Here is a 17115-nt window from a genome sequence, read left to right as displayed (position 1 = left end):
AATGACTTGTATGTCATACGCCAAAGGGGAAGATGTGAATGAAGCACGTTAGTTTGTTTTTATTACTTTTTTTGTGACGGCACTCGTCATTTACGGGATCTCTCTGACCGCGCCAGGATTATTGGTGCCGATTGTGTATTTGGCTATTGCAGCATTGATCGGAATCATCGTGTACTTACTGAAAGTGTATATCGTAAACAGATAAGAACGATTCCGCGTCGATCGGAGGTGGTCTGGTCCCGTTCAAGCAGAAACCGATTTCCTATACAAAGAAGACCGATCTAATTCACAGGTCGGTCTTCTTCGTATGGTCTTTAATCCAACGTCAACCGTTCCACCGCATCGCGAAGATGATTCTCGCGGACGCGGATGTACCGACGTGTCGTCTTCGGCTCGGAGTGGCCAAGTAATTCAGATAACGTCGTCTCCATGACCCCTTTGTCATAAAGGTGCGTCGTAAACGCATGGCGAAGCGTATGAGACGTGACAGGATAGCCGAGCACTTCTGTGGCAGCCGTCGTCAGGTGACGATTGATGGTCGTCTTACAAATCAAGGCGCCTCGTGCAGATGGGAACACATAGGGCGAGTCGACGGGACGTCTCTCCTCATCGAGATAGGTGGAGAGGACGGAGTGAATCTTGTCATTCAACGGGATTCTCCGGGGCTTTCCGTTCTTTGATTCTCGGACATAGAGTAACCGCTCCTGCAAATCGATCGCATCGAGTTTTAACAGCCGGACCTCGTTGATCCGCATACCCGTATGGAGCTGAACGGTTAAAAACGTACGATACAACGGGACGTCGATAGCATCGATGACAGCGGACAATTGTCTAGGGGAGGGGATCTCCGCTGAATGGCGCTCGGTCACTTTCACCCGTAACTGATGAAAGGGGTTATGGGTGACGAGATGCTCGGCGATGGCCCAATCGTATAAGCCGCGAAGAGCGCTCAAGTAGTTGTTGATGGTCACCGGTTGACAGCCTTCCGAACGGAGCGTGTCGATATACGGCATGACGTCTTGCCTCGTTTTTAATTCGTCGAGCGTTCTGCCTTCTCCCATGATGGCTTCGAATCGGGCAAACTTATAGGTCGCCTGGCTGACCGTGTTGTCCGATTTTCCGGTCATGCGTAAATAGTGGATGTGCTGGGCGACGGCGTCTTTCATGTGTAAGGTCATCTTCCTGTCTCCTCTTACTCGTTGTCCTCACGGAGCATCCGTTGCAGTTCGGCCTTATAGGCGCGTAGTCGACTCGGCGAGTACCCGAGCGATGCCTCGGTCCCGTGAAGCATATGGCAGAGTAAGGTGAAATGGCGATTTGGTAAAGTGGATCGCTTGTCGTCTAGCCAAAGCGAGAGGGGCACTTCGCGCTGGTCGACTTGTTCGGGGAGTCGTTCGCTCGCGACCTCGTGTTGGAGCGTCTTCGCCTGTTTGGCCCGTTCGTTCAGGATGGCCCCGCGGATACGGATGAAACAGTACGTTTTTCCTAACGTCTTGCCGTCTTGAAGGGCACGCCATAGGGCGATTCGTGCCGTTTGGGCGGCATCGTCGACTTCGTTCGGATGGAGATGGAGCTGTCGGATGACGTAAAAGATCATCGGCTCCCACTCTTTGATCTGTTCGTTAGCATCTGGCATGGTGGGCTGCTTTCCCGCGCGCGTCTCAAGTTTCCTAGGTGGATACAGCATAATGGTTGTTATAGAGAATCGATGCTTCCGATGGATAAGGGATACGGGTTGTGCCATACAGCATTTCCGTGCTGTGTCTGATTTGGACTGACGAAACTTCAACGTTCGTGAGGTGCGAAATCTGCATAACAACCATTATAGGAGGATGTCAGGTGATGATTTGATCAAGAGGTAAATGATATCCAAGTTTTAGTTGTTTAGCATTCGTTTAATGGATATAATTTACAGAGTGAAATCAAACCGGAAATGTGAGGAAAATCATGAAACCTTTGTATAGACGATTATCCATCGGGATGTTGAGCGGGATGCTCCTGTTCGCACCGATGACGACGGCTTCGGCCAACTCGGACTTCAACGTGCGCGTCGCTCCCTCGACCACGCTGCACCAAATGAAGGGGAAGAAACTGGTCCCACTACAGAAGACGAACACGACGAAAGAATACCGCATCGTGCGCCCGTCCGGTTGGTATTACCTTGCCATGTCCGGCGGCAAACGGATCTATATCAAGAAAAGCCAGGCGGAGGTCGTTCCGGCCCGTTCGTTGACGAAAGCACGCATCCAATCGAAAACGAACCGTCCGCTCGTCCATACATACATGGGGCAGACCGAGTCCCATATCCCGTATGAGTATGACCGACTGTCGACAGAACAGGCGAAACAGTTCGCCGATCGGGCGCTCGCCGGCAACTGGTATATCCCGACGAAACCGAACAATCTGTCGGTCCCAAACATCGACACGTTCAACTGGCATAAGGACGTCCCGGCCGTGGACAGCAACTCGTTCCCGTTCCAGCTCCACTACTTGACGGTCCTCAATCAGTTGACGCAAGCGTACAATGACACGGGTGACCTCGCCTATCTGAAATATGGCGAACGACTAATCAAAAGTTGGACGAAGGCACACCCGGCCTATAACTACAAACGACTCAAGTGGGGATACAATGACCAAGGAACGGCGATTCGTGTGTTCCATCTGTTGAATTTCTGGGATGTATATAAAGAGACGTCACTCTATCGGGACCCTGCCTTCACCGAGCTCATGTTGAAAACATTGTATGAGCATGGGGAGATCTTGGCCTCGTCCGACTTCTACAAACCGAAACATAACCACGGTATCTTCCAAGACATGGCGCTCACCGCCATCGCCCAGACGTTCCCTGAGTTTGACCGGAGTAAGGTTTGGCAATCGACCGCCAGCACGCGGCTCCAGGCGCAGATTGCCCATAGCATCTCGCCGGAAGGGGTTCACCTTGAACACTCACCTCGATATCACGTGTATGTGTATCATACGTTGTCGCGCTTTATCGAATGGGCCGAGGCTAACCAGTTCGTTCTGCCTTCACGCTCGGGCTATATCGAGAAGATGCCGGATCAGCTCACCTACATGTTGAAGCCGAATCGGACGCTTCCGATTTTCGGTGACACGACGGGGCACCTTCAAGGGATGAACATCATTCCAAAGACGAACGAATATCCGGAGCTCAGTTTCGCAGTGAGCGGAGGGGCAGAGGGCGTGGCACCGACCCTGTTGACGAAGCAAATCGGGGATCAATACAGCTTCATGCGCGAATATTGGTCGCGTCCACCTGAGGCTTTCTCGGGTGCGACACAAGTGATGATGACAGCCGGGTATCATAGTAGTGCCCACAAGCATGCCGATGACTTGAGCATCGACTTCTATGGACTGGCGCGTGACTTCATCATCGAGACGGGTCGCTTTGGTTATTCGGCACGACCGGAACGGAAGGAAGTCTTTAAAGGCGAGGCCCATAACACCGTCCACCGATACGGGGAAAACTTGGATTTAAGCAAAGGTATGATTGGTCGGAGCCGTATCGTGAAGACCGAAGACCGTGGAGAGACAAGCCTCGCCATCGGAGAGAGCGCGTTGATCGGGAAAGGGGCTACGCATCGTCGCACCCTCGTCTATGACAAGGCGAAAACGCTCGTCGTCTACGACCGCATCACCTCACCGAAGCCGGACATGTTCGTCCAGCGCTTCCACCTCGGAGAGGGTCTGAAGCTATATAAAGGGACGACCGAGGCACAGAACGTGACGTTCCGAGACAGCCGGCGTCGATCGATTCAACTGATGCAGCTCGAGACGGACGAAGAGTCATATATGTCCGTTCAACCAAGTCATCTCTCGGTCCGTGATGCGGAGTGGACGCTTCGCGACCAAGTCGTCTCCATTGAATACGGTACGGACGTGCGTTACATCACACTCATGCGGATCGACCGGACGAACACCTCGATTGTCGACACGGCGGTCAAGGAACAAGCTAATCAGTATGAACTCACCTATACACTTTCCAACGGCGAGACCCATACTCTCGACGTTCCAAAATGATTGAAGCCTGGCGACTGCCAGGCTTTTTTACGTGGACGATGAGAGTAGTTGTTGAATCCCACCATTTGCTAAGGTAGAATTTTCAAGTAGAACAACTGACAAGTGAGGGAACGAATGGAACATTCACATGCAAAACAGATCGTGGCTCAACTTCGGGGTTCGCTCTCGGGGAAAGCGAGCGATGGTTGGGACGTCGTCATCTCGGCAGGGACGATGTGCTATCAATGGAAGGGAAGACGAATGGTGCCAGACAGTCGGCTCGAGACGACCGAGACGGTACGGCTCATCCGTCCATACGGTCGATATTATATTGTCCATAGAGAAGGAAGGGAAGCACTCGTCCGCGCGACGGATGTGATGCTCCTCATGACCGAACCCCTCTCGAAAATCAAATTGACGGACAAGATGGAGCGACTGCTCGTCCGTGACTATATGAAACAAAAGCGCACATTCGCTTCGTACCATTATGAACAAATCCGTGATGAACAGGCGGTTCATTTTGCGGAAGAGACGTTGAACGGAAGATGGTATATCCCATCGCTTCCGCATACATTGGCCGTCCGTGATGTTCGGACGTTCGATTGGAACAAAATGTTACCACCTGTGAACAACAACTCGTTCCTTTTCCAACTCCACTATTTGACGACGGTCAATCAACTGACCCATGCCTATGAGGTGACGCAAGACGAAAGATACTTGCACTATGCACACCAAATCATCGATAGCTGGCAGAGCCATCATCCGCTGCATGGCGGTCCGCGGGGGCGTGTAGCATACCATGCGCACGGGACGGCGATTCGAGTATTCCATATGCTCCGTTTCTTTGAAGCGTATCGCCAGGCACCGATCCATCATGATGCCCATGTGACGTGCCGCTTGTTACATCTGTTATATGAACATGCGACATTACTGGCGACCCCTACCTTTTATCGTCCGCTCCATAACCATGGGCTCTTTCAAGATATGGCACTGTTTGCGATTGCTTCCTGCTTTCCGGAGTTTGATCGCAGTGCGGATTGGAAAAGGATTGCGCGTGCGCGGTTGAATAAGCAACTCGACATTTGCCTTTCGGAGGACGGGACCCACTTGGAGCACTCGCCCGGCTATCACGTTTACGTGTACCATACGCTAAGTCGATTTAGAGACTGGGCCGATTTAAATGGATTCACGTTGCCGGAAGGGATTGGACGCATCGACCGGATGCCAGAGCGCCTCTTGCATTTCATTAAACCGAACCAAACCTTGCCGATCGTGGGGGATACGGGAGGACAGCTTCGCGGAAGCCGTTTAATTCCTCGGATTGAAACGTTTCCCGAACTAGCCTTTGCCATGAGCGGAGGGACACAAGGACAATGCCCAGAAGAACTGCTGGCGAATCTAGGCTCTCAATATGCGGTCATGCGTGAATATTGGCACCATGCAAAGCGTCCGTTTCGTGACGCCACCTATATTCTGATGACAGCGGGATACCATAGGGGTGCACATAAACATGCCGACGATTTGAGTCTCGAACTATATGGATTGGGGCGGGATTTCATCGTCGAAACTGGTCGGTATGGCTATGTGGACGGACCTGAGCGTGCGCAAGCACTACGTGTCGCGGCGCACAATACGGTACATCGACTCGGAGAAGAGCTCGACTTGTCGATCGAGCGAATCGGAGAGAGCGGAATCCTAGAGGTGAAAGAGACGCGGAAACAGATGATGGCGACCGGAGTGAGCCGCCTGATTGGAAAAGGGGCCATACATACTCGGCATGTCGTGTACGATAAGGCGCGAACGCTTGTCGTGTTTGATCGGATTGTCGCACCGGAAGCGGATCTCTTTGTCCAGCGTTTCCATCTGGCGCCCGGTTTGGACCTGGTAGCGGGTACACCAGAAGAACACAACGTTCGATTTAAAGATGCCTCGAATCGAGCCATTCAATTCATTCAGCTTTTAAAAAACGAAGAGGCTTATATGGCACTTGAACCGAGCCATGTGTCCATGCGTGATTTGGAGTGGACTCCCCGCCAGCAAGTCGTTTCGATTGAACATGGTAGCGAAGTTCGCTTTTTGACTCTGATTCGACTAGACCGGACCGGGAAGCGTGTCGTCGATACGAAGGTCGAAGAGCGGGATGGGATGTACATCGTCTCGTATTGGATTGAAAACGGGGGAAAGCATGTCATTCATGTGCCGTGTGAGGAAAGTCGTGACGTATAAAGGACAAAACGTCACGACACTCTCACGAAGTGATGTCGTCCTTTACATAATGAGGGAATCGTTTTTTGTGGAAATTGTAAAAACCTTAAAAATCTTCAATTTGTGATTGTTTATTGGACGCGTTTCCGTTACGTTAGAACTAGAGCGATTTGTACATATAAGGGAAAAACGGACGACTTTGGGGTAATCGTGGTAAGTAAAAAGTCGAATGATGTAAGCGCTTTCTCTTGTGTGTCCTCTTCGCAAATCTGAAAGGGGAATTGGACATGACAAAGAAATCATCTCGTAAGTTGTACACGGCACTCGCTGTAGCGGCCGTATCGACTGCATCGCTCGCACCGGCTGTTGTCACGGAAGCTGCGTCAAAAGCACCAGTCGTCAAAGCGAAATCAGCGTATGTGTACGCAGGGGACTTGGATGCTGCGCTCGATGCTACATATGAGGGCGCGCCGATCCATTGGTATAAATCGAGCGTCAACTTGGAGAAATTAGGTACATTCCAAACAGCTAAGGGAATCGTCAAAGGCAAAGGGAAGTACATTGAGAAACGCGTCCGCGTCCTCGATCACCCGATTGCGATTTTACCACCGAGCGAGCCACTCGTGTTCAAACAAGGGAAACCGGCACTTGGCATCGTGAAGCAACAAGTGAAATTCGCAAGTGGGACGTATGAAAAAGCAGTACGTTGGAGCAAAATCGACACGAGTGAAGTCGGCGAATTCGTCGCGACGGCTACATATACAAACCGTGGTAAAACGATCACACTTGAAGTTCCTTATACAGTAGAAGGATACAAGCTCTCGATCATGCACACGAACGACACGCACGCCGCGCTCGATCTCGCACCGAAACGTGCGACAGCCATCAAGCAAATCCGTGCAGAGAAGCCAGACAGCCTCTTGATCGACGCAGGGGACGTCTTCTCAGGATCGCTTTACTTCAACGAGTTCAAAGGTCAAGCTGACCTCAAACTCATGAACTACATGAAATACGATTTGATGGTGCCGGGTAACCACGAATTCGATCTCGGTACGGAGCAAGGACATAAAGAACTTGCTGATTTCGTCCGCTATGCGAACTTCCCGTTCGTCAGCTCGAACGTCAACTATGCAAATGACCAATACATGAAGAGCCTCTACCGTGACGAAGTTTCGCAAAAAGCGTACAACGGTCGTCTTTATGAAGGAGTCATCAAAGTAGTGGATGGCGAGAAGGTCGGATTCTTCGGTTTGACAACAGAAGAGACGGCATCCATCGCTAGCCCAGGCCCAATTGAATTCCAAAACTACATCGCAGAAGCACAAAAAGCAGTCGACGCGTTCAAAGAGATGGGCGTCGATCAAATCGTAGCAGTCTCGCACCTTGGGTATAACGATAACCCAGCGTTCGATAACGATTTGTTGCTTGCTGAAAACGTAGATGGAATCGACATCATCGTCGGTGGCCACACGCATACTCGTTTGAGCGCTCCGGTCCTCATCACAGAAGGAAAAACAGAGCCAACGGTCATCGTTCAAGCGGACCAATACAGCAATTTCCTCGGAACGGTTGATGTCGAGTTCGACAAGGATGGAAAAGTCATCAAACATGCGGGCAGTTTGATTGATGTGAAGGCACTTCAACCAGATCCATATGCGGTAGAATTGCTCGCACCATTCAAAGATGTCGTGGATACAATCAGCCAAGACCCAATCGGTGTCTCACTCACAGCTCCACTCGATAACCCACGTGACAAAGGTGACGAAACAGCACCGAGTGTCCGTAAAAATGAAACAGCCCTCGGTAACTTGATTACAGACGGTATGCTCACGAAAGCGAAAGAGTATGATTCTGCTGTCATCGGTGCTGTTCAAAACGGTGGTGGAATCCGTGCATCAATCGATGCAGGTCCTGTCACGACAGGTGAAGTGTTGACGACACTTCCATTCGGAAACACGCTTGCCATCATGGACTTGAAAGGTAGCGAATTAAAAGCTGCTTTCGAGCGTAGCGTTGGCATTTACCCAATCGAGAACGGTGGATTCCTCCACGTATCTGGATTCAAAGTATTGTTCGACAGCTCAAAACCGGCTGGTGAGCGCATCGTTAGCTTGCAGTACAACAACGGCACAGAGTTTGTCGATGTCGAAGACGCGACGAGCTACAAAGTCGCAACGAACTTCTTCACAGCGCAAGGTGGAGACAACTATGTTGAGTTTGAAACGGCATTCAAAGACGGTCGCGTCAATGACCTCGGTCTCATCGACTGGGAAAACTTCCGCGATCACTTGATCAGCCTCGGCGAAGAAGTCACACCTGCTGTTGAAGGACGTATCGTCGACGTCAACGCAGCTGAATAAGACAATCATTGGTTGCTTTCGGACGGATCCAGGAATGGGTCCGTCTTTTTTATAGGAAACTCAGGCGTGTACATTTGTCATCAAATTGCGACCGACATATAACTCTGTTAAGATACGATAAGATGAAGAAATACTGATTACTTAAAAAAGGTGGAGCGGACGTATGGATGTAAAAGCGACACTGCGCGATGTGCAAGCGCACATTGCGTGGTTGAAAGAAGAAAAAGAACGGGTCGACCGGAGAGAAGCATTGAACGGAGATGACTTGATCACCCTTGAGGACCTTCCTTCATTGTCGAGACAGGCACAACGCCCGCGTCTTGACGATAAATTGTTTGAAGAACAGCAAGCTACCTTAAAAACGGAACTCGAATCAGCTCGAGCGCGACTCCCGAAACAAGATGTGACTCGTATCGCATCGAATGGGAGCAATTTTTATGAGAAGGCGGATGTACAAGTGGCATTCGTCGGTCCGGTCAAACGAGCGAAAGAGTTAGAGCGGCTTTGTCATGTCCATTTATTTGAGAATGTGACAGGCTTCTTAGAGCTGGCTGAAATCGAAAAGATTGATTTCCTTCTCATCTCGGCCGCGCTAGTGGAAGATGAGACGACCGCATTCCACCACATGGGCTCACCGCGTTCGCACTCCCGTCACTGGTTGGAGAATTTGATTCGCAAAGCCAAACAAATTGATGTTCGTGTCGTGTTTGAAACTACTCTCGATACGAATCACTACGATCGTTTCTCCTCACTCGCCGCTCAGTGTGACTATATCTTTACGGCAAACGAGGAGCGTGTGACGGATTATATCGAAGAAGCCGGACATGAGCGCGTTTTTGTCATCCGTCCGGGAATCGACCCACTTCGCTTCAATCCAATCGGGATGACGCGTGTTCAGTCGGATTCGGTCGTCGTCACGAACCGTTTCCCGGTACAACGTTTCGCAAAAGACTTGGAGACGCTCGCACAAGGTGTTCGTGATGCGAATAAGTCTCTTTATGTGATTCGCGAAGCGGATGAATCGAAGGTGTCGTTCGCACCGAAATCACTTCAAGATGTCCTCGTCCATGGGGACCAAGAGGAGATCGAGGCGTTGAAAGAAACCTCGAACTGGATTCTTCACGTCAATGAAGTGAAAAACAGTCCGACGATGAGTGCGCAAGCCATCTATGAGGCACAGGCACGGGGACAACTCGTCTTGACGAACTACAACGTGGCCGTCAACAACGACTTCCCGAACGTATTCATCGCGACGAGCGCATTGGATGCACAAGGGATTTTAGAAATGTTCGATACAGACGAAGAGCGTCTCGAGCATCAACTATCTGGTGTCCGCACCATCTTCTCGAACCATACGATCTATGATCGTTTCAACGAAATGTTATTCGTTCTCGGCATTCACCACGAAGTCCGTCGTGACGTCCTCGTCATCGGTCGCGGCGACGTGACGGCGACACGTGAGCTGTTCGAGCGCCAATCCTATCCGCATAAACGTTTTGTCGCAGAAGCAGATTTACAAGAAGTCGATTTACGCACAGCCGACTTCGTGACGGTATTTGACGACCGTTATCACTACCTCGACTATTATGTAGAGGATATGGTCAACGCCTTCAAATACACGGACGTCGCTTTCGTGACGAAAGGGCAGGACGTTGTACATGAATTCGTAGAGGGATACGATGACGTCGCGTTAACGATGTTTGCGGCAAGCCACCTGTCGCTTGAGACGCTTCGGGACGACCAGCGTATCGAGGGACAAGGCTATGCCATCGATCATTTCGAACTGCTCGCGGCAGATGATGTACTCGTCCCGAACGAACCGGGCGACTATGCGCTTTCAATGATCGTCCCGATTTATAACAACGGTCGTTATCTCTACAACAAATGTTTCTCTAGTCTTCGCCGTAGCTCGATGTTTGAAGACATGGAGATTTGGCTCGTCGACGACGGTTCGACGGACCAAGAGACGATCGGCTATATCGAACGCCTCGTGCGGAAGTATCCGAACGTCTACACGTACTCATTCAACGACGGAGGCAGCGGCAGTGCGTCGCGCCCGCGAAACAAAGGCGTCGAATTGGCAACGACACCGTACATCGCTTTCCTTGACCCGGACAATGAAGCGGTCAACGACGGCTATGCGGAACTATTCCGTATCATGAAAGAGAATGACGCGCTTGACCTCGCAGTCGGAAGTATGTTGAAGCTTGCGAACCGTGAGGCCATGATTGAGCTAGACGGCCTTGAAAAAGATGGTGTTCGCGTCATCGAAGACCCGAGAGCGTACTTGCTCGAGCACAACTTCAAGGTACAGAGTATCCAGACGATGGTCATCAAAAAAGACTTCATCCAGAAGCACGATTTGAAACAGGTCATCGGTGCGGTCGGGCAAGACTCGCTCTTCTTCCAAGAGATGTTCCTCAGCGCAGGACGCGTCGCTCTTCTCGACTTGACGATTCATGATTATTACGCGGCTGTCGCCGGTTCGACAGTCAACACGATCACGAAGAAGTACTTTACGAAGTGTGTCATTCGGGAAACGGCACGGGCAAAAGCATTCGCCCGGGAAGGTGTACTCGATCAATACCGTTCCACACGATTCGAACGCTTCTTCTCGATGTGGTATTTGGTCTTCTTACGCCGAAGCAAACCGGAAGAGTTTGTCGACAATGCCGGTATGCTTTATGAAATCATCGAACAGTATCGTCCGATGGAATTAGAGACGCCGATTGTAAAACAATTCGTCGACTTATATGAATCAGGACAAACAGAAGAATTGAAGCGTCTCTACTTTGACGCATACTTGTGAGGTGAGAGCATGAGCAACGAATTTGAAAAAGAAATCGGATTGTTGAAACAACGAATCAAACTGCAGGAAGAAGAGATTCGTCATTTGAAACATGATGAACGTCTATTACGTCAAAAGCATCGACGACTCGTTCAAAAGTATGGAGATCTTCTGTACACGTTTGAATGGACCGTGAAGACGTTCGAGAAGAAAGAGCAAGCGCTCAGTGACTTGAAACGTAAATATGATGTGTTGAATCAGAAGTATCGTCGTCTTGTGCAATCGAAAGCCGGAAAAGCGATTTTGAAGGCACAGGCGGTTGCACGACGCATTCGCAAATAAAGAATCGAGCTCGAAAGACTCGATGATTTGGAGGATATGAGGATGGATTGGCAGAAAAAAGCACGTCGCGCCGCTTACCTTGGGGTACAACGGTCGAAGCGACTCGGTCGTAAAGTGTTGAACAAACGCCCGAACAAATCGCATCAACTACGTGAACTCGTACCGAACTGGTATACACGCTCACCTTACGTACACGTTGAAGGGACGGACCTTGTCTTCTCTGGGGACGAGCCGGTCACCGTCACGTACCGACCGAACGCGAGTTCAGATATCATCTCGGTGAACGACCTCGTCGAATCAGGTCAAAAGACGTTCACGGCTATGATGCGTGTCAAATCGCGCGAAGGTCTGATGCCAACGTTGACGTTAGAAGTCGTGCGTAAAGGTGGACGTACTCGTTACGTGACGGTACAGGACGGCGATCAGGTCGATGTGACGCTCGGCATGGGTGAACAAATCGTCCGGGCTCATCTTGAAGTCAACGGGGCAGGAGCGTTCAGCCTCGTCGAGCTCATGCTCGGCAAGCTGTCGCTTTGGACAGTCGAAGGGACGGCTGCGAACGTATCACTTGATGCTTTTGATTTCCGTTATCCGCTTACGTCGTCGTCACTCCGTTCTCTCAAACCACAGAGTGAGATTGCTCACTTCGACGGAGACGCGCTCGTCGTCCGTGCCGAAGGGAACCAATACACGCACTATGGCGTCGATGAGATCGCGCTGCCACACGTCGATACGGAACGTGGCATCGATTTTGAGACGGGTGATATGGACGATGACTTGTATCGTTTCTATTTGAAAGGGGACCGCACGGGTACAGCGGACGCCTCGCTGTTCATCGCGACGTATACGGTGTCTGGGCAGGATCGTTTGATTGAAGTGCCACTCGGACTGAGTGGTATCGTCCGCATCGCACCGTCACACCGTTCCATCCGCTATTTCATCCGCGTGAACGGGTCAGGACAGCTTGAGAACTTAAATATCGGAATGATTCGCGAGAAGAGTGTCCGCCGTGAAGACGTCTTGTCCCTCAAACCGGACATGTGGACGATCCCGGCACCCGACCTCATCAAATTGAAGAGTCGAGATGACCAACTCGTCGTCCAGTTGAAAGGCGAGGACGATCAGCGCCGCTACATCTCGTATGCCGAGATGAACAACAGCTTCAAACTGCTCCCGACAGAGTTCCCGTATGAAGTGAAGGCGAACAGTCGTTACCGTGTCACGCTCGATGGTGTAGCCGATGAAGGGGCGAATGTCGTCCTCTACATCATTGCCTACTCGGCGACGGAGCGTCAGATTATGCAACAGGTTCAAATCGGAAGCGAGAAAGTCTTCTACTTTGACCGTGGCATCCGCTTCCTTCGTTTCGCCCTCCGTGTCGACGGTGTCGGAGAGGCTCGGGTCGACCGCATCCGTGTCGCTGAAGAACTCGTCAGCGATGGTACAGAAAACCCGACGTGGATGGACGTGCGCGAGGCTCGCTTCTTCGCACCAATCCCACGTGAACTACACGAACTGAAGGTCGCGGCCATCTTCGATGAGTTCACGATGGCATCCTACAAACCAGAGTGTCAGCTCATCACGTTCACACCGGACAACTGGAAGACGGTGCTCCTCGATGAGCAACCGGACGTCCTCGTCGTCGAATCGGCGTGGAAAGGGAACGCCGGTGCATGGGAGAAGAAAATCGTCAAATATGGCACGAACACATGGGAAGAGCTCGATGCGCTTCTCGCTTGGTGCCGTTATCACAACATCCCGACCGTCTTTTGGAACAAAGAAGACCCGATTCACTACGACCGTTTCATTGAGACGGCGAAGCGATTCGACTATGTGTATACGACCGACATGAACCGCGTTCCGAACTATAAAGAAGATTGTGGTCATGACCGTGTCGATGCGTTACCGTTCGCGGCACAGCCGAAAGAACATAACCCGATTCGCTTACCAGGGACTCGTGAACCGTATGCGTGTTTCGCCGGTTCGTATTATGCGAACCGTCACGAATCGCGTAAAGCTGACATGGACAGACTGTTCGCGGCAGCAGACAAGTATGGTCTTGCGATTTATGATCGGAACTATGCGATCAACCAACGCGGGGAGAGCGACCAACTTCAATTCCCGGAACAGTTCCGTCACTCGATTCGCGGCAGTTTGAAATACAACCAGATTGCCAAGGCGTATAAAGGATATAAAGTCATGTTGAACGTCAACTCGGTCAACGATTCACCGACGATGTTCTCACGTCGCGTCTTCGAAGGACTCGCCTGCGCCACACCGGTCGTCAGTACACGCTCGGTCGGGGTTGATGCCATGCTTGGCGATTACGTCTTCCTTGACGACGGAGAATCTGACTTGGATGAAACGTTCCGCCGTTTGATGACAGATGACTCATTCTATGAGGACATCGCGATGCGTGGTATGCGTCACGTGTTGACATATCACACGTATACGCAACGTCTGGCGAAAATCGTCCAAGACGTCGGCATCCCGTACCGTGTCGACCACGAGAAGATTGCCGTAGTCGCCTTCATCAAGTCGCGCGAAGAGGCAGAACGCGTCGTCGCTCAGTTCGAGGCGCAACGTTATGAGCATAAACATCTCATGATGTTCCTCGATAAGTTCGAGGATCACATCGATGTATACAACACGTATAACACGCCGTCGATCTCGACGTATATGCGTAGCTACTTGACGCACTATACCTCGTTCACGGAGATGGTCGAAGCGTACGATTGGGTCGCCCACTTGAAGTCGGACGATTATTACGGTCCGAACTACTTGAGCGATTATCTGCTCGCGGCACGCTACGCAGAAGCGGACGTTCTGACGAAAGAGGACTACTATACGTATGACGGTCAGCTCGTCAAACAGGACCATGACGAATCGTATCGTTATGTGTTTGATGCGACACCGTCCCGCTCGATCGTGCAGCCGTCGGCACTCCGTTTCTATACGGTGGAGGAGGCACTCCACATCTTTGAAGCGGATGAGAGCTTGAACGAGCTTGCTCGTTCTGGCAAACGCATCTTCAGTGTCGACCCGTATCAATATGTGAAAGCCGGTGCCGCCATGGATGAAGCGGACCTTCAGGAGGTAACATTATGACGAAGCAACCGCTCCGAATCCTCGTATACGGGGACGTCAATTTGAACTTGATCGACGGATCAGCCATCTGGCTCACGTCGGTCGTGCATATGTTGAACCAGGACCCGAACATCGAGGTCGACGTGCTCTTGAAGCGCTCGATTGTGAAACCGGAAGTGACGGCGTCTATCAAACAGCTCGACCGCGTCAACTTCATCGACGTCTTCACGGAAGACTCGACGAAGAAGGAGGAGCCGTACTATGAGAAGAAGGTGCTCCAGCCGGAAGAGGCGGCCCAACTCATCCACGAGCTCGTCGAGACGAAACAGTATGACATGACGTTCATCCGTGGGTTCCAACTCGCTTATGCGCTCTCCGATTATGAACATACGATGAAAAAGACGTGGACTTATCTCACAGATTTCACGCATGATTCATCGGCCGCGTCACAGGAGGAGTTGGCACGTTTGAAGAAGATTGCGGACCGTTCGGCTCGCATGCTCTGTCAGACAGCGGAGATGAAGGCGTACTTCGAGACGTTTTTACAGACGCCGAAGCCGTTCCTCATCTTGAACCCGATGATCCCGAACATGCGTGAGGCGACGCCGACGTTCAAACGTCAGGCGAAGCGTCTCGTCTATACAGGAAAGTTCGCGCCACTCTGGTACTCGGCTGAAATTCTCGACGCACTCGAGAAAGTACGAGTCCGGATGCCGGACGTCGAATTGAAAGTGGCGGGAGACAAGTTCAACCAAGACCCGAACAATCCGAACTTCCGTAAAGAAGTGACGCATCGTCTTCAAACGGACGAAGGGGTCCACTGGTTGAAAGGTATCCCGCGTGCGGACGTCGAGACGCTCATCGAAGAGAGCGACATTGGCATCTCGTGGCGTCACCCGGACCTTGACGACAGCCTCGAGTTGTCGACGAAGCTTCTCGAATATGGGGCGCTCGGGAAGCCGGTCCTCCTTAACCGCAACAAGATGCACGAGATGTTGCTCGGGTCGAGCTACCCGCTCTTCGTCAATTCGGAAGACGAATTCATCGAAAAGGTTGAACTCGCCTTCACGCATCCAGCCATCTATAAGGATGCGGCGGAACGGCTCTACAACATGGCGAAGAATTATACGTTCGCCAGCACGTTCGAACGTCTCCGTGACGCGATTTGGGAGATGCAGAAGACGACGCTCCTCTTCGCCGGTCACGACTTGAAGTTCATCCGCATGTTCATGGAACGCTTTGAGGCCGACCCGAGCTACCGGGTCCTCATCGACCAGTGGGATGGACACAAGATTCATGATGTAAATCACAGCAAGGCATGTCTCGCACAAGCAGACGTCATTTTCTGTGAATGGGGCCTCGGCAACGCCGTCTGGTACTCGCAACATAAGTTGCCGCATCAACGCCTCATCGTCCGGATTCATCGTCAGGAGAAAGAAACACCATTTCCACGGGAATATGCGCTCGACAACATCGACCGCATCATCCTCGTCTCACCGTATATGTTAGAAGAGATGCATCGTCTGTTCGGAATCCCGCGTCACCAGATGACGGTCATCTACAACGCCGTCGACGCGGACAAGCTCGACAAACCGAAACAGGCAGACGATTTGACGTTCCGTCTCGGTATGATCGGCATGAACCCGAAACTGAAGCGTCCGGACCTCGCGCTCGACGTCCTCGAAGAGCTGCTGAAGACGGACAAGCGGTACCATCTCCACTTCAAAGGACACCATCCAAAAGACGTCTATTGGATCGGGAAGCGCGAAGAGGAGAGCGCGTACTACGAGGCGCTACTGAAACGAATCGAGGAGTCAGAACTTCGCGACCACGTCCACTTCGATGGACACGGCAATGACGTCGATACGTGGCTCCAATCGATCGGATTCGTCTTCTCGACGAGTGACTTGGAAAGTTTCCATCTCGCACCGGCCGAAGCGATGGCAGCAGGATCATACCCGCTCATCCGCCACTGGACGGGTGCGGAAACAATTTACCCAGACGAACTACTCGTCACGGATACGTCGAAATTTGTCGATACGATCCTCTCTTATAAAGAAGATACCGAGAAGCTGAAGACGGACGCAAAAGCCTATCAGGCGTATGCCCGTAAACATTTCGCGCTCGATCGTCTCTATCGAGAGATGGAACAAATCATTTCAGGCAAAACACACGAACAATTTGCGACGACATTGTCATGAAAATGTAATTGCACCAAAGAATTGTTCAAGAGTATAATGAGTATTGTTTTATTATCGAATGTGAAATAAAATGATGGACAATGCGCTATTTAAAAAGCGCGTCAAAACATTTGGA

The 17115-nt window shown here is 51.3% G+C and carries 9 protein-coding genes; 7 read left to right on the top strand and 2 right to left on the bottom strand.

The window, feature by feature from the left end; genetic code table 11:
* Window positions 1–314 precede the first annotated feature (314 nt).
* Both ACFO4U_RS07970 and ACFO4U_RS07965 read right to left on the bottom strand, forming a co-directional pair.
* On the bottom strand, window positions 315–1178 hold the full coding sequence (locus tag ACFO4U_RS07970) for a tyrosine-type recombinase/integrase (RefSeq protein ID WP_196431120.1): 864 nt from the start codon (window positions 1176–1178) through the stop codon (window positions 315–317).
* Between the two features lie 14 nt (window positions 1179–1192).
* Window positions 1193–1636, bottom strand: coding sequence for a sigma factor (locus ACFO4U_RS07965; RefSeq protein WP_159562825.1), 444 nt, complete (start codon window positions 1634–1636; stop codon window positions 1193–1195).
* A 311-nt stretch (window positions 1637–1947) separates the two neighbouring features.
* Here ACFO4U_RS07965 and ACFO4U_RS07960 point away from each other — a divergent pair, with 311 nt between their 5' ends.
* The 7 genes from ACFO4U_RS07960 (at window position 1948) to ACFO4U_RS07930 (ending at window position 17000) form a co-directional block, all read left to right on the top strand.
* On the top strand, window positions 1948–4038 hold the full coding sequence (locus ACFO4U_RS07960) for a heparinase II/III family protein (protein ID WP_215243699.1): 2091 nt from the start codon (window positions 1948–1950) through the stop codon (window positions 4036–4038).
* 114 nt (window positions 4039–4152) lie between these two features.
* Window positions 4153–6243, top strand: a complete 2091-nt coding sequence (locus tag ACFO4U_RS07955) for an alginate lyase family protein (RefSeq protein ID WP_215243700.1) — start codon at window positions 4153–4155, stop codon at window positions 6241–6243.
* A 266-nt stretch (window positions 6244–6509) separates the two neighbouring features.
* On the top strand, window positions 6510–8582 hold the full coding sequence (locus ACFO4U_RS07950; protein ID WP_214690549.1) for a bifunctional metallophosphatase/5'-nucleotidase: 2073 nt from the start codon (window positions 6510–6512) through the stop codon (window positions 8580–8582).
* Between the two features lie 163 nt (window positions 8583–8745).
* Window positions 8746–11391 carry a glycosyltransferase gene (locus ACFO4U_RS07945; RefSeq protein WP_215243701.1) on the top strand — a complete coding sequence of 882 codons (2646 nt, stop codon included), beginning with the start codon at window positions 8746–8748 and terminating at the stop codon, window positions 11389–11391.
* 9 nt (window positions 11392–11400) lie between these two features.
* On the top strand, window positions 11401–11712 hold the full coding sequence (locus ACFO4U_RS07940) for a hypothetical protein (protein ID WP_074036034.1): 312 nt from the start codon (window positions 11401–11403) through the stop codon (window positions 11710–11712).
* 42 nt (window positions 11713–11754) lie between these two features.
* Complete coding sequence (locus tag ACFO4U_RS07935) at window positions 11755–14820, top strand: CgeB family protein (RefSeq protein ID WP_215243702.1); 3066 nt, start codon at window positions 11755–11757, stop codon at window positions 14818–14820.
* On the top strand, window positions 14817–17000 hold the full coding sequence (locus ACFO4U_RS07930) for a glycosyltransferase (RefSeq protein ID WP_215243703.1): 2184 nt from the start codon (window positions 14817–14819) through the stop codon (window positions 16998–17000). The genes ACFO4U_RS07935 and ACFO4U_RS07930 overlap by 4 nt, the downstream gene beginning before the upstream one ends.
* The last annotated feature ends 115 nt before the right edge of the window (window positions 17001–17115 follow it).

The sequence above is a fragment of the Exiguobacterium profundum genome (genome assembly GCF_042652865.1).
GTDB lineage: Bacteria > Bacillota > Bacilli > Exiguobacteriales > Exiguobacteriaceae > Exiguobacterium > Exiguobacterium profundum.
The sequence above is the reverse complement of the archived record's forward strand: the minus strand, read 5'-3'. Positions and strand labels throughout refer to the sequence as shown.